Raw genomic sequence first — 19,823 nt, 5'->3', positions numbered from 1 at the left:
ATACGGGAGATTTGCAGATCTTGCGCCTGCCTAATGATTTGGTGCTCAATTTAAGGCGCTAAACCTTGTATAAAAGTTTATGAATCGATCTTGGCATTTCAATGACTTGCAAAGATCGGCAAAAATGCCGGAAATTCAGCATTCACAAGCTTTCGCCACGAGCTTCTTGCCGATCCGGACGCGTCTATGTATCCAAATAGCGCTGAAATTCGAAGTGATTCGCTTGCCAGTGATTCGCGAAAACCCACTCGACCATCTCCAGGAGAAGCCCTCATGACATTGCCCGTAATTCTCTCGGCAACGGACCTCGGAGCGCTCCTGAGCAGCCGCATCTGCCATGACATCATTTCGCCGGTTGGCGCCATCAACAACGGCCTCGAACTGCTCGAGGAGGGCGGCGCCGACGAGGATGCGATGAACCTCATCAAGTCGAGCGCCCGCAGCGCCTCGGCCCGCCTGCAATTTGCTCGCATTGCCTTCGGCGCGGCAGGATCCGCTGGCGTCCAGATCGATACCGGCGACGCGCAGAACGTCGCCAACGAATATATGAAAGGCGAGAAAGCACAGTTCACCTGGGAGGGCACCCGCGTCCTTTTGCCGAAGAACAAGGTGAAGCTCTTGCTCAACCTCGTCCTGATCGCCAATGCCGCTCTTCCCCGTGGCGGCACGCTCGCAGTCAAGCTTGAGGGCGGGGACACCGAGCCGCGTTTCAGCCTCACCTCGCGGGGACCAATGCTGCGCGTACCGCCGAAGTTTCTCGAACTTCACAGCGGCAGGGTACCGGAAGAACCGATAGACGCCCACGCGGTGCAGCCCTACTACACCCTGCTCCTTGCGCAGGAAGCCGGCATGACCATCTCGATCCATGCGACACCGGAAGAGATCGTCTTCGCGGCAGCCTGATCGCCGCGCAAAAGTTGCACTAATATTTACCATCAACCTTGGGTATTTGTTCACCCAGGCCCGCTAGTCTTTGTACCAGGAAAGGTATGTTTCTGGCCTGCCGGGGGTATTGTATTGCTGCGTTGCATGATCATTGATGGTTCGCCGGTCGTGCGGAAGGTCGCCCGCCGACTCATCGCGAGCGAAACGACCGTCGTCACGACGGCCGACACCGGCTTCCAGACAGTTGCGGCTTGCAGCGTCGAGATGCCCGATATCATCATTCTCGACAGCGCCATCGCCGACATGCCGGCTGCCGATGTCATCGCACAGGTAAAGTCGCTTCCCGGCGGCGCCAACAGCAAGATTTACCTCTGCCTTCCCGAAATCGACCTTGCCAAGATCATGCGCGCCAAGCGCGCTGGTGCTGCCGGCTACCTGCTCAAGCCTTTCAACCGGGCTTCGATCGCCGAAATCCTGCCGCAGGTTCCAGTGGCGGGCTGATGCCGAAGAGCGATCTTCCTGTGAGGTTCTTTGCGTCGGCATCGGATCTCGACGCTTTTCTTGCCGCTGAACCGATCACTTCGAAGGGGGTTTGGCTGAAGCTTGCGAAGAAGGATGCCCCGATCAAGGGCATATCTCGCGAGGAAGCGATCGAATGTGGGCTCTGCCATGGCTGGATCGACGGCCAGCTCGACAAACTCGACGAGCACCACTGGCTTATCCGCTTCACGCCGCGTCGGGCCATCAGCAAGTGGTCAGAGAAGAATCGAGACAAGGCGATCGAACTGATGGCGCAGGGCCGGATGCAACCGGCAGGCCTTGCCGAAGTCGAAAAAGCCAAGGCCGACGGGCGCTGGGATGCCGCCTATGCCCGGCAGAGCACCGCGACAGTGCCTGACGATTTGCAGCGGGCCCTTGATGCCCATCCGGCGGCGCTGACGTTCTTCAACCAGCTTGATGGCCACAACCGGTTTGCAATTCTCTACCGCGTTCATGGCGCGAAACAGGAGAAAACAAGGGCAGCGCACATAGAGAAATATATCGCCATGCTCGCCAAGGGTGAGACCATCTACCCGCTCAAACGCAAACGCTGACCCCAAAAGCAAAAAGGCTCCGCGCTAACGGAGCCCTTTGAAATTCTTGCGCAATGCTATCAGGCGATTTCACGCAGTTCGGTCGAGTCCGGCTCACGCAGCACATAGCCGCGGCCCCATACGGTTTCGATGTAGTTCACACCGTCAGAAGCAGAGTCGAGCTTCTTGCGCAGCTTGCAGATAAACACGTCGATGATCTTGAGTTCGGGCTCGTCCATGCCACCATAGAGGTGGTTGAGGAACATTTCCTTGGTCAGCGTCGTGCCCTTACGCAGCGAGAGCAACTCCAGCATCTGGTATTCCTTGCCGGTCAGGTGCACGCGCTGTCCGCTAACTTCCACCGTCTTGGCATCGAGATTGACGATGAGATCGCCCGTTGTGATGACCGACTGGGCGTGGCCCTTTGAGCGGCGAACAATCGCATGGATGCGGGCGACGAGTTCATCCTTGTGGAAGGGCTTCGTCATATAGTCGTCGGCGCCGAAACCGAGGCCGCGAACCTTGTCCTCGATGCCGGCCATGCCGGAGAGAATAAGGATCGGGGTCTTCACCTTGGACAGGCGAAGCGTCCGGAGCACTTCGTAGCCGGACATGTCCGGCAGGTTCAGGTCGAGAAGGATGATATCATAGTCGTAGAGCTTGCCGAGATCGACACCCTCCTCACCCAGATCAGTCGTATAAACATTGAAGCTTTCCGACTTGAGCATCAGTTCGATGCTCTGGGCCGTTGCACTATCGTCTTCGATTAAAAGAACCCGCATATCATTCCCCTTTTCCCGCCGCTGAAATGGGTTGCCGTGCAATCCCGAAGCCAGGTCGCGAACAAGCCGTTTCCATAACGTTAAGATTGCCACCGAATGGTTAACAAAATCTGATTCCGCTTTGCAAGTGCCCTCGACTCTTAATTTAGAGATCGCAGGCACCGCATTGATTCATAAGGTCAACTCGCCTGCCAAAAACCATCAGATGGTGCTTCAGGTTCAAAGGCTAAGCGATTCATTCGACTCAATAAAATCTCTGCCTAGAAACTTCAGGATTCGATTTACGGAGCTTTAAGTCTTAAGGCGTATGATTAATGCTGAACGTAAAGGAAAGGTTACCAGACGGGGCCGCCTTTAAGTTTTTGTTTCATTTTCCCGAGGTGATTCGGGTGGAATACCGGCTGGATGGACCGCCGCCTCGCATTTGGCGGCATACGCGTACCGGCCTGAGAGTATGGTGTGAGGGGGTAGTGAGCATGAAGTCGCATGAGGGTTTGGTTCGGCTGAAACTCTTTCAGGTCAAGGAAAAGCGCCGCCAGCTCGGTCAACTCGATCTGATGATGGGCGAATTCGAACGCATGGCCGCTGAACTGGACGCCCAGATTCTTTCAGAGGAAAAGAAGGCCGGCATCACCGACACGACGCACTTTGCCTATCCCACTTTCGCCAAGGCCGCGCGCCAGCGCCGCGACAATCTTTTCGACTCGATCCGTGACCTGAAGGCGCAAAAGGACGAGGCGGAAGCCGCCCTTGCCGAATCGGAAGCCGAACTTGCCAAGGCCGAGGCGCTTGAGCAGCGTGACGGCAAGCCGCGCGAGGAAGAGATCCCCCTGACCGACAAGCGCGCCATGATTGGCTGACGGACCGCCGCCCTATCGCTGCTGGATTACGTCCGACCATTCGCTGTGACGCAGCGATTGCGCCCGCATGAACGGGCAAAGCGGAATTATCTTCCAGCCACCCGCTCGCGCATCTTCCACCGCATTCAAGGCGAGCGCCTGGCCGACGCCCTGCCCCCGAAGCGCGTCAGGCACCGCGGTGTGGTCGATGATGATGAGATGGGGGCTTGCGCGCGAAAAGGTCATCTCGGCTTCATGGCCGGATACAACGGCTACATAGCGTCCGCCCTTGCCCGTTTCCTGCTTTTCGATACTGATCTGACCACTCATTGCTACACCATCGTTATTGCGGCATGTGGTACCCGATGCCGGGTGCCCATCAACTGCCATTGATCAATTGTTTTTCGCCGACGTGACTTTGCCGAGGTCGGACGCATCGCTGAGAATGTGCACCGTCTCGTCGAGAAGCACGTCTTTTGCATCCTTCAGCGCTTTTTCGCTCGCAATATCCGCACTCATGCTGCGCTCGTCGGCCTGCAGACCATCCTCCTGAAATACAAGATCGGTGGTCGACGCCGAGCCCTTGCCATCGGCTGCTTCACGGGCCTTCAGGCGGCCAATCTGGCGATCCCTTTCCGCACGTCTTTCGGTTTCATTGAGGGATATCACCCGCTTGTCACGCAAGTCCTTGAGCTCGTTCACGTCTTCGACAAGTCTCTTGAAATCCCTGTCCTCCTTGGCACGCGCGTCGTGGCGGCTTTGAAGTTCCGGCAGGATCGGCTTGATATCCCCGAGAGGCTTGTACCTGGCAGGTTTGATCTGCAACCATGGCAACGCGTTGTCGTAACTCGACTCCCCGAGCGTCTCCTCGTCCGAAAAACCGGGCAGGATGATATCCGGCGTCACGCCGCGCAGCTGGGTAGTCCCGTCATTAATGCGGAAGAACTGCGCGACCGTCATCTTCAATTCGCCGAATTCCGGCTTTGGGTTGCGCGCTTGCTCGTCGAGATCGACCACAGTTTGCACGGTGCCCTTGCCGAAGCTTGGTTCGCCGATAACGAGCCCTCGGCCATAGTCCTGTATTGCCGCGGCAAAAATCTCGGAAGCCGAGGCCGATCCGCGATTGATAAGGACTGCAAGCGGCCCAGTCCATTTCGCCTGGCCACGATCATTGCCATCGACCTTGATGTCGCCCTCGCTATTGCGCTGTTGCAGGACGGGTCCCTTGCCAACAAACAGGCCGGTCAGTTCGATCGCCTGAGGCAGGGAGCCCCCGCCATTGTTGCGCAAGTCGATAACGACGCCGTCAACCTTTTCGTCTTCGAGTTCCGCCAACAGCTTGGCAACATCGCGGCTTGCGCTGCGATAGTTCTTGTCACCCCGTCGCCGCCCTTCGAAGTCGTCATAGAATGTAGGCAAATCGATCACGCCAATTTTGCGCGTGAGATCACCATCCTTCACAATCCTGATGCTTTTCTTGGCGGCCTGTTTTTCCAGGCTGATGTTATCGCGCACCAGAGTAATGAGCCGGTGCTTGCCGTCGGGGCCCGCGTCGGATGGCATGATATCCAGCCGTACGACCGTATCCTTTTCTCCGCGTATGAGCTTTACAACCTCGTTCAATCGAGTGCCGACGACGTCCACCATTGGACCGTCCTTGCCTTGTGCCACCCCGACAATTCTGTCGCCGGCATTAAGCTGGCCTGACAGTTGGGCAGGTCCGCCGGCCACCAGTTCCCGTATGGTCGTATACTCATCGCGCTCCTGAAGAACGGCGCCGATGCCGACGAGCGAGAGCTTCATCGAAATGTCGAACTCCGAAGCGGCGGCAACGCCAAAATAGTCCGTATGGGGTTCGACGGCATTGGTATAGGCGGTCATGAACGTCTGAAATACATCGTCGCTCTTGTATTTATAGGCGCGAGCCTGCGAGTTCTCATAACGCTTGCCGAGCGTCTCGCGTATCTTTGCGTCGGACGTACCGGCCAATTTCAGGCGCAGCCAGTCGTTCTTGACGCGCTTGCGCCATATTTCCTGGCTTTCCGCTTCGGTTTTCGGCCAAGGCTCCTTGTCCCGCCGGATCGTGAAGTCTTCTTTTTGGCTGAAATCGAACCCATCCTTGAGAAGTCCGCGCGCGTAATTCATGCGCTCCACGAAGCGCTGGTCATAAACGTTGAAAATCCCAAACGGGATGGTGAGATCTTCGCCATAGATGGCATCGTCCAGCTTGTCCTTGCTGGCCATGAACGTGTCGATATCGGACTGAAGGAAAAAGGATCGGTCCGGGTCCAGCAATTCTATGTAGCGATCGGTGATTTTCGCCGACAAAGCGTCGTCCAGCGGCACTTTCTTGTAGTGATAATAGGTCAATACCTGCGCACTCAAATGCGCAGCCTTGCCTTGATCCTCCTCAGGCGCGAGCACCGGAGGTGAGGCGGTTTCCAACGCCTGAGCAGAGGAAACCAACGTCAGGAAAGCAAGCAACAAGCCAAATCTGGTACGCATAAGGTGCACGGATCCAATGCTCTGTGTGGATTAAACCATCAAATATCACCGCCGGCGGACTGCCGACCGCATCTAAACTTACTATGGCGATCCACCATGCGAAGCGTCAATCGGTAACAAGTGAATGTGATCCAGTCTGTCTAGTGTAAATCTTGTTTAAATTGAGCCGATCCTGTCATCGCGAAGGCCAATCTCTTGCGGTGGGCGCAAATTGTCTTCGCCGTCCTTGACGGTGGCCATGCATTTCCTTCATGCATGGGCTGTCAGCCTCGGTCGGATATCAGCATGTCGACAAGATTTATCATTCCGATCCTGCTTTTCGTCGCGACATTCACCCTCGCATTAGGGCTGACCATGCCGCTGATGAATGTGAGCAAGCTCTATTTCTTCGACGAAAGCCCGTCGCTTCTCGATATCATCGGCTCCCTGTGGCGTAGCGGCGACTGGTTCCTCGCGCTCACCGTCCTTCTCTTTTCGGTTATCCTGCCGGTCGCAAAGCTCGGCGTCGCGCAGATGGCCGCGGCGCAGGTACCGGCCGCGTCCCGCGCCCTTCATCGCTGGGTCGGGCTATTGTCGAAATGGTCGATGCTCGACGTGCTTCTGGTCGCCCTTGTGATTTTCGGCGCCAAGACCAGCGGGCTTGCTACCGCGATCGCACAGCCGGGCCTCTGGTTCTTCACCGCCTCGGCAATACTTTCGGCGGTCGCGGCCCACCTTATCGTTGCCAGGGAAAAGCAGGTAGATTAATCGCGACATCGGCCGAATGGAAAAAGGCTGGTCTTGCGACCAGCCTCTCCCAACTTTCTTGCACCATCATCTAATGACGATATTGCTGTATCCGGGTTGTTCTAAGGCCCGCCAGCCCATGATCGGAGATCGAGGACTGCCAGGACAGGAACTCCTCCACCGTCAAAGTGTAGCGCTGGCATGCTTCCTCAAGACTAAGAAGACCACCGCGCACAGCGGCAACCACCTCAGCCTTGCGGCGAATGACCCAACGCCGCGTATTCGCGGGTGGAAGATCGGCGATGGTCAGTGGACTGCCATCCGGGCCGATAACATATTTTACTCTCGGTCGAACAAGATCGGTCATTGTACTCTCTACACTAAACTTCAAGACCTATCGCAGCAGACATTACAGAGAGGGCTTTAATAATTGCCTAAACGCCGAGTCATTGTCTGGTAACCTCGGTTAATGGAGGCGTAGGGATTTCATTAAACTTTTGTCTAACTGCAAATATTTCACCGGGGACTCATCGGCGTTGTTCAGAAAACTTTGAACGAGAAAGACTTATCTTGGCGCACTTCCTGTTGGCAGAACCGGTCAATTCACCTATATAGAGCCCGACAATAGCGCTGCGCCTTTATGCCGCTGCCAATAACCGGATCCGCTTATGACCTTGAATAGCCTCGATCTGCCGGGAAAGCCGGAAGACACCCGTATCGTCGTTGCCATGTCTGGCGGCGTGGATTCTTCTGTCGTCGCGGGCATCCTGAAACGCGAAGGCTATGATGTCGTCGGCGTGACATTGCAGCTTTACGATCATGGCGCCTCGACCCATCGCGCAGGCTCCTGCTGCGCCGGCCAGGACATCGAGGACGCGCGCCGGGTATCCGAGCTTCTTGGTATCCCGCATTACGTGCTCGATTACGAGGCGAGATTCCGCGAAGCTGTGATCGACCCGTTCGCTGCAAGCTATGTCAGCGGCGAAACGCCAATCCCTTGCGTTTCCTGCAACCAGACGGTCAAGTTCGCCGACCTGTTGCAGACGGCGCGCGATCTCGGCGCCGATGCCCTGGCGACCGGCCATTATATCCGCAGCCACGCCAATGGCGCCCACCGTGCCCTCTACCGGCCGGTCGATACCGACAAGGACCAGAGCTATTTCCTGTTTGCGACGACGCAGGAACAGATCGACTATCTGCGCTTTCCGCTCGGCGGCATGACCAAGACCGAAACCCGCGCCATCGCCGAGGAGCTCGGCCTCACCGTCGCCAACAAGCAGGATAGCCAGGACATCTGCTTCGTGCCGCAGGGCAAGTATTCCGACATCATCTCGAAGCTGAAGCCTGAGGCCGCCAACCCCGGCGATATCGTTCACATCGACGGGCGCGTGCTCGGCCGGCACGAGGGTATCGTCCACTATACGATCGGCCAGCGCCGCGGCATTGGCGTCGCGACGGGCGATCCGCTCTACGTCATCCATCTCGATGCCAAGAAGGCGCGGGTCGTCGTCGGCCCACGCGAGGCGCTGGAAACGCACAAGGTCTTTCTGCGCAACATCAACTGGCTCGGCGATGGCCAGCTTTCGGCAATTCCCGAGGGTGGCGTCGAAGTCTACGCCAAGGTCCGTTCCACCCGTCCGCCGCGCCCGGCACTCCTGCACCATCGCGACGGCGAGACCTTCGTCGAACTCGTCGATGGCGAAAGCGGCATTGCTCCCGGCCAGGCCTGCGTGCTCTATTCCGACAACAGCAATACGGCCCGCGTCTATGGCGGCGGCTTTATCGGCCGCTCCGAGCGCGCTCCAAAGGCCGAAGCCATGCTGAAGCGGCTCGCCCAGCAGGGCCACGCCGCCGCGTGAGGCGGTTTGCTTGTCTCATGCCAGATGGTCCTCGGGACATAGCCCGAGGCGCCACCAGCGCCCTTAACCCTCAGTCCTTCTCGCAAATCCCGCGGATGGTACCGATAATACGGTCCTGATCGGCTTCGCTGAGGTAGGGGTGCATGGGCAGGCAGAGGATATTCTTCGGCAAGGTCTCCGATACAGGTAGCCCGCCCGGCGCACGCATATAGTGCTCATAAGCCTTCTGCAGATGCAGCGGCTTCACGTAGTAAATCACCGAAGGAATGCCGTTAGCCTGAAGATGCGCCTTCAAGGCATCGCGCTTGTCCGTCTCGATAGCATACTGTGCCCAGGCCGAGCGTGAGCCGGCCGGCATGTGCGCAACCTTGACCACGTCCTTCAGGCCATTGGCATAGCGCTTCGCCACTACCTGACGCGTTTCCATCTCGTCCTCGAGAATGGCGAGCTTTTCGATGAGCACCGCCGCCTGGATCGTGTCGAGGCGCGAATTGAGCCCGATACGGACATTGTCATACTGGGTCTCGCCCTTACCGTGGAACAGCACGGACCGCAAAATCTCGGCGAGCGAAGCGTCATTGGTGAACATCGCTCCGCCATCGCCATAGCATCCGAGCGGCTTGGCCGGGTAGAAGCTGGTTGCCGCGACATCGCCGAACGCGCCGCACATGGCATTGTCACGCTTGCCGCCCATCGACTGCGCCGCGTCTTCGATAACGAAGAGGCCTTCCTTGGCGGCAATGGCGGAAAGCGAGGTGTAATCGGCGGCAAGACCGAAAAGGTCGACCGGAATGATCGCCTTGGGCTCGAGACGCCCTTCGGCGCGCACGGCGGCAATTGCCGCCTGCAGCTGCTCGACATTGATGTTGTAGGTTTCGGGATCGACATCGATGAATACAGGCTCAGCCCCGGCAAGCGCCACGACTTCGGCGGTTGCAGCGAAGGTGAAACTCGGGACGAAAACCGCGTGGCCTCGGCCGATGCCCTTGGCCATCAGCGGCATGAGCAGCGCATCGGTGCCGTTGGCGCAGGCAATCACATGCTCGACGCCGACATATTCGGCGAGACGCTTTTCGAATTCGGCAACTTCAGGCCCGAGGATGTATTTGCCTTCGCGGACGACCTTGGCGATCGCCGCGTCGAGTTTGCCGCTAATCCGTTCACGCTGTGCGCCGAGATCGATGAACTGCATCATTGCTCCAATATCAAATATGCTCGCGCAATCGCCGCGAGCAACAGTCAAGGCGATTGTTTAGATGGGCAGCCGATGGACCGCCAGCCGTCGCCATTCAAAGTTTGTGCGGCCTTGTAACAACGCTTTATGCCGAGTGCAATCTTTGCGCGCGTCAACCGTAGGCTGGTGTATCGCGCTTGGGCTCGGTATGCGCCACGGTGCCGGCTGTCAGGATGCGCAGCACGCGGATTGCTTCCTCGCCATCGGTGCGCGGTTCTTCACGCGTTTCGATGCACGAAATGAAATTCTGCAGTTCGCGCGTCAGCGGCATGCCCTGCGCGATCTTGACGTAGGTCGGCTCTTCCGTGGTCGACGCCCAGGCACCATTATCCTGCCAGATCGAGTGCTTGTAGACCGCGAGTTTCTTGTCCCATTGCTCCATGTCATCGAAGACGGCCATGGCCTTGGTGCCGACGACGGTCAGGCGACGCTCGCGATAGGGATTGAGGCGCGAAGCAAAGAGATGCCCGCGCACATTATCGGGAAAGCGAAGGTGCAGGTGCGCAAAATCGCTGAGGTGGTCGAGCACCGCGGCGCCCTCGCCGCGCACTTCGATCGGCTCGGTCCCAGTAATCGCCAGGATCATCGACAAATCATGCGGAGCCAGATCCCAGAGCGCATCGTTCTCCGTGTGAAACTTGCCAAGGCCAAGCCGGTGCGAGTGGATATATCGCACCTTTCCGAGATGGCCGGCCTTGATCAGGTCGAGCAGCTTTTCGAAAGCCGGATGAAAGCGCAGCACATGGCCGACCATGAAGATGCGGCCATTATCGTGGGCAGCTTTCACGGCAGCTTCGGCGTCGGGCACAGTCAGCGCGATCGGCTTCTCGACGAGCACGTCCTTGCCGTTGCGAACGGCCTTGATTGCAGCCTGCGCGTGAAACTGCGGCGGCAGCGCCATGACGATCGCGTCGACGTCCGGATGCGTGTAGATTTCGTCCGCCGCAATATGCAGGACGCCTTGCTCGGCGGCAAAGCCCGCGGCACGATCGCTGTTCTGGTCCGAGACGGCATAGAGGGCGCCGAGGCTCTTCAGGGTACGGATATGGTTGCTGCCCCAATAGCCGCAACCAAGCACTGCAATCCGTGGAGCCATCTTTTCAGCCTTCTTCATGTCGGCATCCAATATCTGGAGCAAGAAACGATGACAAGACCTCGAACCCGGCAATTCCATGTCGAGGGTTTTAAAGCCGGTGCACAATTCCTTGAGATTCGGGCGCGGTGCAACGGCAAGTCGCATCAGGTGCAGTGAGAGTGGATCGTCGGGACAGGCCCGGTCCTCGGGTCGAAACGCGAGAATGACGGCTACGGTGAATCAGGGTGACGGCACTTGTGGATTAGGGTGCCGGCAGTGGTGGACAAGGAAGACTGCAATGCTGGTGGATGAGGGGGGCGCCTATTGATGCACTGACAAGGAAGAGGTCGCGTTGTCGCCATCCCCGCTATCTTGGGCGGCTATAACGAATGTGAAGACGCGTTTCTTTATTTTCCCACCGTCTCGGTCATCCTTGTACTTTACGGGAGCCATTCGCAACTTGGCCGAGTCATCCACTTGACAGGCAGTTTCTACGCACATATACCCCGCCCGTCCCTGTCGATTGACAGCGCGTTCCCCGGTACAGCTTTATAGGCAGGCCATTGACGGAACGCTTGGCATATGGGGCGAAGTAGCTCAGTAGGTTAGAGCAGAGGAATCATAATCCTTGTGTCGGGGGTTCGAATCCCTCCTTCGCTACCATAACTTTATCTCGTTAATTCAAGGCGATAGCGGACGTACACGACCCTGAAGTAGGAGCGTCATGTCGCAGTTATGTTGCAGATAATTTCCCTGCATTTTCAAAGGTTGCCCGAAACTACCGGATAATCCTTGCGTTAGTCAGATTAAGTCAGTGCTTCGGCGATACTATTCCATAGGATAGCCCCAAGGATCGCACCGCAGCCTGCCGCATGAAGAACGACAATCCGCCCCAGCCGTGTTCGGAATGGTTCCTTTTGTGTCTTGTGTCGAAAAGCTCGCTGTCCCGCTACCGCGCCTATCGTGCCGCCCAGTAAGGCAAACGCAAGAAGCGTACGTTCTGGGATGCGCCGGCCCGCCTGGCGGGCGCAATGCTTATCCCAGCCGAATAGGACAAAAGATACGAGGTTGGCGATTAATATGTAAGCAAAAACAAAAGGGTAAGCCCCCTCTGTCACCCAAGTCTGGCCTTCCATCGGACGAATCCCTCATTGCCGCACGACAGCATAACCATCTGTGCTTAACGGTCTCGTCCTGCAATGAGTAGGATTGTTCAGATTCGTCCTTGTATCGGGATTCGAAACGAACCCTCACTACCATTTCTTCTGGCAGAATCATTGACCAGCCTCCGGCGAAGCGGGAAACCCACCCAACCAGTCCATGCTGCTATTTTGACCTGTTGTTATCACCCTGCTTTATCGTGTTGAAGCGTTGCAGCGTGTTGTAGCGCAAGTTCCTGATTTCAACGACGCCGCCTTCCAGTACCGTGTAGACAACTTCCCCGTTCTTGGCTGTCGCGGTTTCGCCGGGCTTGCCCTCGCCTCGTATGATCTTGTTGATGGTTGCAAGCTGCGATGTGCTGTCGTCCTCGGCAAATGCAGCCGGGAAATGCAGACCGACGGTTAAGACCAAGGAAAGAAGAGCCGTTACTGGTCTGATCATGACTATCCTCAGCAAGGTGAGCGCAAAGCAAAGCGTCGCAACTTAACTCAATTTGTGCCTTGAAGGCGAACGTCATTCTTGTCCCTCCTAGATGACTTTTGCAGCGCTTGCCAGTAATGAATGCTTGGGCCCAGTCAGGGCGAACCTCCCGCACCGGAGCATAGAAATGCCATCGAGCGAATTGTTGATAGCGTTCCTGATAACGACGGCAATCTTCGCCTATATTCCAGGGCCAGCCATGCTCTATGCCGCCGCCCAGACGATCGCGCGCGGACGCCGTGCGGGCTTGATGGCATCCCTCGGCATTCATCTTGGTTGCTATGTCCATGTCATTGCCGCCGCGGCGGGCCTGTCGATGCTCTTTCACGCCGTGCCAATGCTCTACATGCTGGTGAAGCTTGCCGGCGCTGCCTATCTTGTCTGGCTCGGCATCTCGTTGTTTCGTGCCAAGGTCGAGGATGTCGCGCTGCCCGGTATCGAGGCAAAGTCCGGCCGCCGCGCGTTTCTTGAGAGCATCAGCGTCGAAGTGCTCAACCCCAAGACCGCCATTTTCTTCATGGCGTTCCTGCCGCAATTCATTGATGCTTCGGCGGCATTCCCGATCTGGGTACAGTTCCTGATCCTCGGAACAATCGTCAACCTGATGTTTTCGTCCGCCGACCTCGTCTGCGTCTTTCTCGCTGGGGCAATTGTCACGCGGCTCCGGCGCTCAAGCCACGCCCGCAGGCTCATGCAGCGGGCCGGCGGCGCCCTGCTCGTCGGTCTCGGCACCCATCTCGCCTTGCAGCGCAGCTAGCCTCCTGTCGGCTCTTCACTCCGTCTGCTCACGGCCCGAATATCACGCGCGATCTCGCGCATATTATTGTTGAGCTGATGGTCCCGCCCTTCGAGCGTGCATATCACCGCGTGCGGCAGAGCTTTCATATAGAGGTCTACATGGGCGGCGGGCACCACATCGTCCGCCGTGCCGCGATAAAGATAGATGGGAATGCCGGGCGGAAGGCGATCCGCAAGGTCGTCAGACGCCGCGATGTCATCGTCCGGCCACCCGCCTTCGCCGATGAAAGGCGGTGCGATCAGGAACAGCCCGCCAAACACGCGTGGTAAGGCCGACTCCGCGAGGACATGCAGCAGGATTGTGGCGCCGACCGAGTGGCCGACAAGTATTGCACCGTCGTCCAGGCTATCGAACGCGCTGAGCAGCGCGGCTTTCCAGGCGGCATACTTCGGATCATCCTCATCGGGCATGCGCGGATAGTGGACCTGATAGGCGGCACCGAGTTCCTGTCGCAGGCTCTCCGCAAGCTTGTTGTCCCAGTTATCGTGGGTACCTTCCCCGGCGCCTTGAACGAAGAGGACATCTGTGGCCATTTTCCGATTTTATGCGACTGCACTGACGGGTACAAGACGCGGGCGCATGGGCGGCTCAGGTGGTAAGGGACAATGCCGCCATTCTCTCCCGTAGCAATGGCACGGCAAAATCCACGAATGCGCGGAGTTTTAATGGGGTCCGCCCTTGCGCGACATAGACCGCGCTTACCGGCCATGGCGCGGGCTCAAAGTCTTCAAGCAGGAGGACAAGTTTCCCCGCGGAGACAGCGCCTTCCGCCTGGTAGGAGAGCAATCGCGTAATGCCAAGTTCGGCCGCCGCCGCGTCGGCCGCCGCTTCGGCGGTCGTCACGCTGAGCCGCGATTGCACAGGAACATCGATCTCGCGCTTTCCCTCGACGAAGGTCCATATCCTGGGCGAGTTGAATCCCTCGAAGGTGATGCAGTCATGGGTCGCGAGTTCTTCCGGGCGTGCGGGCGTGCCACGTCTTGATAGATAGGCGGGGCTTGCATAGGAGGCCCGTCGGATCATCCCGACCTTCGTCGCCACAAGATTGCTGTCCGGCAGATTGCCGATGCGGATGGCAAGGTCGATGTGATCCTCGATCAGATTGACCTGCCGATCGCTGAGGCTCAACCGCAGATTAATCTGCGGATAGGCCTTGAGGAATTCTGTTACCACCGGCAGCACATGCGAACGGCCGAAAACGATGGGCGCGGTGACGGTCAGGTCGCCCTTTGGCGCTACAAACTCCCCGGCAGCTATCCGCTCCGCTTCTTCGACCTGCTGCAGGATCGTTCTGCTCGCCTCAACATAGGCGCGCCCGACGTCGGTGAGCTCGAACTGGCGGCTCGAGCGTATCAGTAGACGCGTGTCGAGGTGAGCCTCGAGTTCGGCCACTTTTCGACTTACGGTTGCAAGCGGCATGTTTAGCCTTCGGGAGGCCGAAGACAGACTTCCCGCGTCCACGGCAGCCAGCAGCACGGCCATTGCATCAAGACGATCCATCAAGCCTTCCATATTTTGGTAGGATAACTCCCGATTTCCCTTTCTACTGCGATTTGATGAAAGAAGCTATATATGCGTCACGTTCAACGCACGAGGTCACAGTCATGTCGTCCGCCCCTGCCTATTCAAGCGATGTAGCCTTCACGCCGACGGTAAAATCGATCCAGGCGCGCAAGGGTTCGCGCGCCGGTTATGCCAGCATGGAAGAGCGTAGCTCGTGGCGGACAGGCTTTACCCTCGATCTCGTCGACTTCATTGAGAGCCAGACCAGTGTTTTCCTTGCCACCGCGAATGCGGAAGGCCAACCCTATATCCAGCATCGCGGCGGCCCGGCTGGGTTCATGCACGTTGTCGATGACCATACGATCGCCTTCGCCGACTTTGCCGGCAATCGGCAGTACATCACGCAAGGCAACCTCGCCGACAATTCAAAGGCCTATCTTTTTCTCATCGACTACCGTACGCGCCAGCGCGTGAAGCTTTGGGGCGAGGCCGAGGTCGTCGAAGACGCTGAACTCACCGCAAAATTCATGCCCGAGAACTATCGGGCCCGCCCGGAACAGGTGATCATTTTCAAGGTTGCTGCCTGGGATACGAACTGCCCGCAACATATACCGCTGCGGTTCGAGGCTGCGGAGGTCGAAGCAATCGTCGCAGGGCGTGACACAAGGATCAAGGAGCTTGAGGCCGAGGTAGCACGCCTGCGCAAAGCGCAATCCTCGCAGTAAGCCAATCGATTTTCGGCGGGATTTGCAGGCTGTTGCCCTGCTGCCACGCAGGTGAAATAGGCGGTCTGCAACCGGCAAAAGTAGCGAGTTGTTAACCTTGGTTTTCTATTCAAATAGGGAGCCCATCGGGTAACACCACACCATTCCGTTTGCAGGCATCATGCGCATCCCAAGAACAAATTTTCCAATTAAAACAGACGAATATGAGTTCGAGACCGAATTGGAGCGGGTGCCGAATCGCATCCCTCCATATGAGGCACCGGTCGCTGCGCCCGCGCCGGCACAGGCGCCGCTACGCGCCGCTGAGCCGCCCCGCCGTGTGACCGCCCAATATGAACCTCTCGACGTGCGCCGCAGCATCACGCCTGCGGCGCCGGCCCGTCCGGTGTCCCCGGCCATACGCCCGCAGAGGGTAAACCCGATGAACGCTGACGACCCGTCCCTGCCAATCTCCAAACGCATGTTTTCGCTGTCCGAGAATGTCCGGTTTACCCGCACGCCCGACAGCGAACTCCTGAAGGGCAAGCTGCCGGAGATCAAGCCGGCGCCTCGGCCGGCCGCGTCCACGGCCAAGCCCACTCCGATCGCTGTGCCGCAAGCACCCGCTGTGCCGCAACCGCCAAACGTCGCGGCAGCGCCACGCCCGGCATCCGCACGTATACAGAAGGTACCCGCGCCCACTCGGGCCGCAGACGTGGAGCAATCGTCGCTACCGCCGGCAAGCGCCTCGCCCCTCGCCTATGTCTCTGATTTTGCCTTCTTTGATTCGATGGATATTCCCCTTGATACAGCGCCGAAAAGTGTCGCGCCGGCCCGGCCGAACCCGAAGCCGGCCTTCAGCCTTGATGAAATAACCGCCCGGTTTCGCATCGTCGAGTGCACGCCGGCAGGTGCCCTGGAGGCAGCGCCGAAGCCTCGGCTTCTTGCTCCGCCACTCGATTCCGAGCCGGTTGAAGAAAGGTTCATCGAAACGTCCGCACCGATCGTCGCGGAAGTGATCGAGGCCGAGATCGTTATGGACACCATCGAACCCATGGTCGTGATCGAGGCCGAGCCGACCCCGATCGTCACTGAACCGACCCAAACGCCAAAGCGTCGCGACATCGTACGCTCCGCACAGCCGCTCGCCCCGCGCCCGTTCGCGCTTGCACCGGCTGCGGACCGTGCAATTGCGGCCACGCATTCGGGCGGATATGAGAAGCCGCCGGTGACGCTGCTCCAGGAGGCGGTGACGCAGGATGCGGTTACGATCTCGCAGGAGACGCTGGAGCAGAATGCCGGCCTCCTCGAGAGCGTGCTTGAGGATTTCGGCGTGCGCGGCGAGATCATCCACGTTCGGCCGGGGCCGGTCGTGACGCTCTATGAATTCGAACCCGCCCCCGGCGTAAAATCGTCCCGCGTCATCAACCTTGCCGACGACATTGCGCGTTCGATGTCGGCGCTCTCGGCCCGCGTCGCGGTCGTCCCGGGCCGCAACGTGATCGGCATCGAATTGCCCAATGCGACGCGCGAGACGGTTTATCTGCGCGAAATGGTTGCCTCGGAGAATTTCGACAAGACCAAGTTCAAGCTCGCTCTTTGCCTCGGCAAGACCATTGGCGGCGAGCCGGTGATTGCCGAACTCGCCAAGATGCCGCATCTCCTGGTTGCCGGCACGACAGGCTCCGGCAAATCCGTTGCCATCAACACCATGATCCTCTCGCTCCTCTACCGGCTGACGCCAGACGAGTGCCGGCTGATCATGGTCGATCCGAAGATGCTTGAACTATCGATTTATGACGGCATTCCCCACCTTCTCACTCCCGTCGTCACCGACCCGAAAAAGGCGGTCATGGCGCTGAAGTGGGCGGTGCGCGAGATGGAAGATCGCTACCGCAAAATGTCGAAGCTCGGCGTGCGCAACATCGACGGGTTCAATGCGCGCGTAACCGGAGCCGCCGAAAAGGGCGAAACGGTCACATGCACTGTGCAGACCGGCTTCGACAAGGGCACCGGCGAGCCGATCTACGAACAGGAGGCCATCGATCTGAAGCCGATGCCGTTCATCGTCATCATCGTCGATGAAATGGCCGACCTGATGATGGTCGCCGGCAAGGAGATCGAAGGCGCCATCCAGCGCCTGGCGCAGATGGCGCGCGCCGCGGGCATCCATCTGATCATGGCGACGCAGCGCCCCTCCGTGGACGTCATCACCGGCACCATCAAGGCGAATTTCCCAACCCGCATCTCCTTCCAGGTTACCTCCAAGATCGACAGTCGCACCATCCTTGGCGAACAGGGCGCCGAACAACTACTCGGCCAGGGCGATATGCTGCACATGATCGGCGGCGGGCGTATCTCCCGCGTCCATGGTCCCTTCGTTTCCGACGAGGAAGTCGAGAAGATCGTCGCTCATCTGAAGGCGCAGGGCCAGCCCGATTATCTCGACACCGTGACGGCGGACGAGAGCGAAGAAGAAGAGCCGGAAGCCGAGGACAGCGCCGTGTTCGACAAGAGCGCCATGGCGGCCGAGGATGGCAACGAACTCTACGACCAGGCGGTCAAGGTGATGCTGCGCGACAAGAAGTGTTCTACCTCCTATATCCAGCGCCGCCTCGGCATCGGCTACAACCGCGCGGCATCATTGGTCGAGCGGATGGAAAAGGAAGGTCTGGTCGGGCCAGCCAACCATGTCGGCAAGCGTGAAATCCTGCATGGCCGCAGGGAAAGCGCCTCGATGGACGATGTGGACTAACGACCCACTTGAACGCAAAAAGGCCCGCGCCGGTGAAGCGCGGGCCTTTCGTTTGTGAAGGATTTTAAGCGGCGTCCTGAATCGCTGAAAGCTTCCAGTCCGCATTGGGCTTGCGCATGAAGGTCCAGACTTCCGTCGTCTGGCTCGGCTCCTTCTCGTCGCCGTTGACGATACGGCCGGTCTCGCGGTCGACCATGGAGTCGATGCTCGAATAGCGCATGGCGGTCGTCGCATATTCCGTATCGCCTTCGGCCCAGGCCTCGGCAATATCCGCCTGCAGCAGCTTCACGCTTGAAACGCTGTTGCGCAGGCCATCGGTTGCGTTCTGCCCGAGTTCCTCGGCGAGATAGGACATGGCTTCCGGCGTCGTCAGCTTGCGCAACGTGGCGTAATCCTCCTTGCCATACGCAGTCTGCACTTCCGTCAAAAGCTGCTCGAAACGATCGAGATCATCCTGTTTCAGGCCGATCTCATCGCCGGCCGACGAAGCTGCCGCCACTTGATAGCCACCGCCATTGCCGTAGCTGGCATTTCCGGCCGCACCTGAACCCGAACCGATCGTCGGAATTCTGAAGGACGCGTTTGAGGGCGCATTGCCTCCGGCATTCCGTCCGAATGCAGGCCCGCCTGCCGGCGCCATTGTCGTCTGGCGCGAGCGGAAGAAACGCATCGCCAGCATGACCACGCCAATAAGGAGCCCGATCTGCAGCAACATGCCTAGGAACCCGGCTGCACCGCCGAAGCCGTGGCCAAGCAAGGTGCCGATGAGGCCGCCGACCAGCAGACCGCCGATAAGCGAGCGGCCCATGCCGCCGAAAAGACCCGGACGCTGCTGCTGGCCCAATTGCGGCTGTGCGGCCGATGGCTGGGCCGCATCGGGCCGCGGGCTCATGCTGCGCTCGATGGGCGCTGCCGGAGCAGGCGCCGTGCGGGTCGGCGCGGGCGCCTGGAATGTGCGAGCGCCGCGGCTGCCAAACCCGCCGCCACCACGCCGGGCGTCAGCGTCATGGACAACGCTGAATGACACCGCCATGCCCAGGGCAAGAATAGCGGCAATCCGGCTGAAGCGGTTTAGAACGGGCAGCATGCAACAGTCTCCTCAATCATGTTACGAAACATCTGTTGCGCAGCATATGGTAAAAGCCGGCGGGCTTTTGAAGGTTCGGCGGCAAGTTTTTCGCTGGCGTCGTGTTGAAAGCGTGCTTCCTTGGGCTCTCGTCCCGAGGATCCACTCTTGCTGAACGAGGGGAGCGGCGCCTGTAAATAACTTCATCCCGGCCACCGTCGTATTCTCGCCACATCAACGGCTAGGCTTGATGCCTGCTGTTGCGATGGCGCGGCACTTAAGGGGAATGGGTTCTCTTCTACGATCAGCCGACGTTGTGGATCAGGTCTGCAGCGAGACACGAATCTCCAGATGAGGGACCGAACTATTGGTTCATC

20 protein-coding genes and 1 tRNA gene are annotated in these 19,823 nt (G+C 58.7%); 10 read left to right on the top strand and 11 right to left on the bottom strand.

Going from position 1 to position 19,823, the window contains the following annotated elements; translation table 11 throughout:
* The first annotated feature begins 273 nt into the window (after positions 1-273).
* From chpT to GF108_RS13440, 3 genes are all read left to right on the top strand, one after another.
* Positions 274-903, top strand: coding sequence for a histidine phosphotransferase ChpT (chpT, locus tag GF108_RS13450; protein ID WP_027233498.1), 630 nt, complete (start codon positions 274-276; stop codon positions 901-903).
* 126 nt (positions 904-1,029) lie between these two features.
* Entirely contained in the window at positions 1,030-1,386 is a 357-nt protein-coding gene (locus tag GF108_RS13445) for a two-component system response regulator (protein WP_228017854.1), read from the top strand.
* Positions 1,386-1,979, top strand: coding sequence for a YdeI family protein (locus GF108_RS13440; RefSeq protein ID WP_153668401.1), 594 nt, complete (start codon positions 1,386-1,388; stop codon positions 1,977-1,979). The genes GF108_RS13445 and GF108_RS13440 overlap by 1 nt, the downstream gene beginning before the upstream one ends.
* Positions 1,980-2,038: 59 nt before the next feature.
* Here GF108_RS13440 and ctrA read toward each other — a convergent pair whose 3' ends face one another.
* Positions 2,039-2,740, bottom strand: a complete 702-nt coding sequence (gene ctrA, locus GF108_RS13435; RefSeq protein ID WP_027233501.1) for a response regulator transcription factor CtrA — start codon at positions 2,738-2,740, stop codon at positions 2,039-2,041.
* A 476-nt stretch (positions 2,741-3,216) separates the two neighbouring features.
* On the opposite strand from ctrA, the gene GF108_RS13430 reads away from it, so the two are divergent.
* Positions 3,217-3,600, top strand: a complete 384-nt coding sequence (locus tag GF108_RS13430) for a hypothetical protein (protein ID WP_027233502.1) — start codon at positions 3,217-3,219, stop codon at positions 3,598-3,600.
* 12 nt (positions 3,601-3,612) lie between these two features.
* Here GF108_RS13430 and GF108_RS13425 read toward each other — a convergent pair whose 3' ends face one another.
* Both GF108_RS13425 and GF108_RS13420 read right to left on the bottom strand, forming a co-directional pair.
* Complete coding sequence (locus GF108_RS13425; RefSeq protein WP_081815999.1) at positions 3,613-3,909, bottom strand: GNAT family N-acetyltransferase; 297 nt, start codon at positions 3,907-3,909, stop codon at positions 3,613-3,615.
* 63 nt (positions 3,910-3,972) lie between these two features.
* Complete coding sequence (locus GF108_RS13420) at positions 3,973-6,084, bottom strand: carboxy terminal-processing peptidase (protein WP_153668400.1); 2,112 nt, start codon at positions 6,082-6,084, stop codon at positions 3,973-3,975.
* Between the two features lie 285 nt (positions 6,085-6,369).
* Between GF108_RS13420 and GF108_RS13415 the strand changes: the two genes are divergently transcribed.
* The gene (locus GF108_RS13415) at positions 6,370-6,831 is read left to right on the top strand and encodes a paraquat-inducible protein A (RefSeq protein ID WP_153668399.1); all 462 of its coding nucleotides are present in this window, start codon (positions 6,370-6,372) and stop codon (positions 6,829-6,831) included.
* A 70-nt stretch (positions 6,832-6,901) separates the two neighbouring features.
* On the opposite strand, the gene GF108_RS13410 is transcribed toward GF108_RS13415, so the two are convergent.
* Positions 6,902-7,177, bottom strand: coding sequence for a DUF1153 domain-containing protein (locus GF108_RS13410; protein ID WP_081816000.1), 276 nt, complete (start codon positions 7,175-7,177; stop codon positions 6,902-6,904).
* A gap of 301 nt (positions 7,178-7,478) precedes the next feature.
* Here GF108_RS13410 and mnmA point away from each other — a divergent pair, with 301 nt between their 5' ends.
* On the top strand, positions 7,479-8,669 hold the full coding sequence (mnmA, locus tag GF108_RS13405; protein WP_172982640.1) for a tRNA 2-thiouridine(34) synthase MnmA: 1,191 nt from the start codon (positions 7,479-7,481) through the stop codon (positions 8,667-8,669).
* 70 nt (positions 8,670-8,739) lie between these two features.
* Here mnmA and GF108_RS13400 read toward each other — a convergent pair whose 3' ends face one another.
* Positions 8,740-9,861: a DegT/DnrJ/EryC1/StrS aminotransferase family protein gene (locus GF108_RS13400; protein WP_153669428.1), complete on the bottom strand. Its 1,122-nt coding sequence runs from the start codon at positions 9,859-9,861 to the stop codon at positions 8,740-8,742.
* A 154-nt stretch (positions 9,862-10,015) separates the two neighbouring features.
* Positions 10,016-10,999, bottom strand: coding sequence for a Gfo/Idh/MocA family protein (locus tag GF108_RS13395; protein ID WP_027233509.1), 984 nt, complete (start codon positions 10,997-10,999; stop codon positions 10,016-10,018).
* 565 nt (positions 11,000-11,564) lie between these two features.
* Between GF108_RS13395 and GF108_RS13390 the strand changes: the two genes are divergently transcribed.
* Positions 11,565-11,641, top strand: a tRNA-Met gene (locus tag GF108_RS13390).
* A gap of 143 nt (positions 11,642-11,784) precedes the next feature.
* Here GF108_RS13390 and GF108_RS13385 read toward each other — a convergent pair.
* Both GF108_RS13385 and GF108_RS13380 read right to left on the bottom strand, forming a co-directional pair.
* Positions 11,785-12,114, bottom strand: coding sequence for a DUF1294 domain-containing protein (locus tag GF108_RS13385; RefSeq protein ID WP_153668398.1), 330 nt, complete (start codon positions 12,112-12,114; stop codon positions 11,785-11,787).
* Positions 12,115-12,304: 190 nt separating this feature from the next.
* On the bottom strand, positions 12,305-12,580 hold the full coding sequence (locus tag GF108_RS13380) for a hypothetical protein (RefSeq protein ID WP_153668397.1): 276 nt from the start codon (positions 12,578-12,580) through the stop codon (positions 12,305-12,307).
* Between the two features lie 166 nt (positions 12,581-12,746).
* Between GF108_RS13380 and GF108_RS13375 the strand changes: the two genes are divergently transcribed.
* Positions 12,747-13,376, top strand: coding sequence for a LysE family translocator (locus tag GF108_RS13375; RefSeq protein WP_153668396.1), 630 nt, complete (start codon positions 12,747-12,749; stop codon positions 13,374-13,376).
* Here the strand turns inward: GF108_RS13375 and GF108_RS13370 are convergent.
* Positions 13,373-13,951, bottom strand: coding sequence for an alpha/beta fold hydrolase (locus GF108_RS13370; RefSeq protein WP_153668395.1), 579 nt, complete (start codon positions 13,949-13,951; stop codon positions 13,373-13,375). The genes GF108_RS13375 and GF108_RS13370 overlap by 4 nt on opposite strands.
* A 55-nt stretch (positions 13,952-14,006) precedes the next feature.
* Positions 14,007-14,918, bottom strand: a complete 912-nt coding sequence (locus GF108_RS13365; protein WP_153668394.1) for a LysR family transcriptional regulator — start codon at positions 14,916-14,918, stop codon at positions 14,007-14,009.
* A gap of 104 nt (positions 14,919-15,022) precedes the next feature.
* Between GF108_RS13365 and GF108_RS13360 the strand changes: the two genes are divergently transcribed.
* Positions 15,023-15,646 carry a pyridoxamine 5'-phosphate oxidase family protein gene (locus GF108_RS13360; protein ID WP_153668393.1) on the top strand — a complete coding sequence of 208 codons (624 nt, stop codon included), beginning with the start codon at positions 15,023-15,025 and terminating at the stop codon, positions 15,644-15,646.
* Between the two features lie 160 nt (positions 15,647-15,806).
* Positions 15,807-18,380: a DNA translocase FtsK gene (locus GF108_RS13355; RefSeq protein ID WP_153668392.1), complete on the top strand. Its 2,574-nt coding sequence runs from the start codon at positions 15,807-15,809 to the stop codon at positions 18,378-18,380.
* Between the two features lie 64 nt (positions 18,381-18,444).
* Here the strand turns inward: GF108_RS13355 and GF108_RS13350 are convergent, their stop codons facing one another.
* A complete protein-coding gene (locus GF108_RS13350) occupies positions 18,445-19,467 on the bottom strand; it encodes a Tim44 domain-containing protein (protein WP_153668391.1) in 1,023 nt (340 codons plus the stop codon).
* Positions 19,468-19,823: the final 356 nt, after the last annotated feature.

It is taken from the genome of Phyllobacterium sp. SYP-B3895 (assembly GCF_009647635.1).
Lineage (GTDB): Bacteria > Pseudomonadota > Alphaproteobacteria > Rhizobiales > Rhizobiaceae > Phyllobacterium > Phyllobacterium pellucidum.
This window is presented reverse-complemented; position numbering and strand designations above follow the sequence as displayed.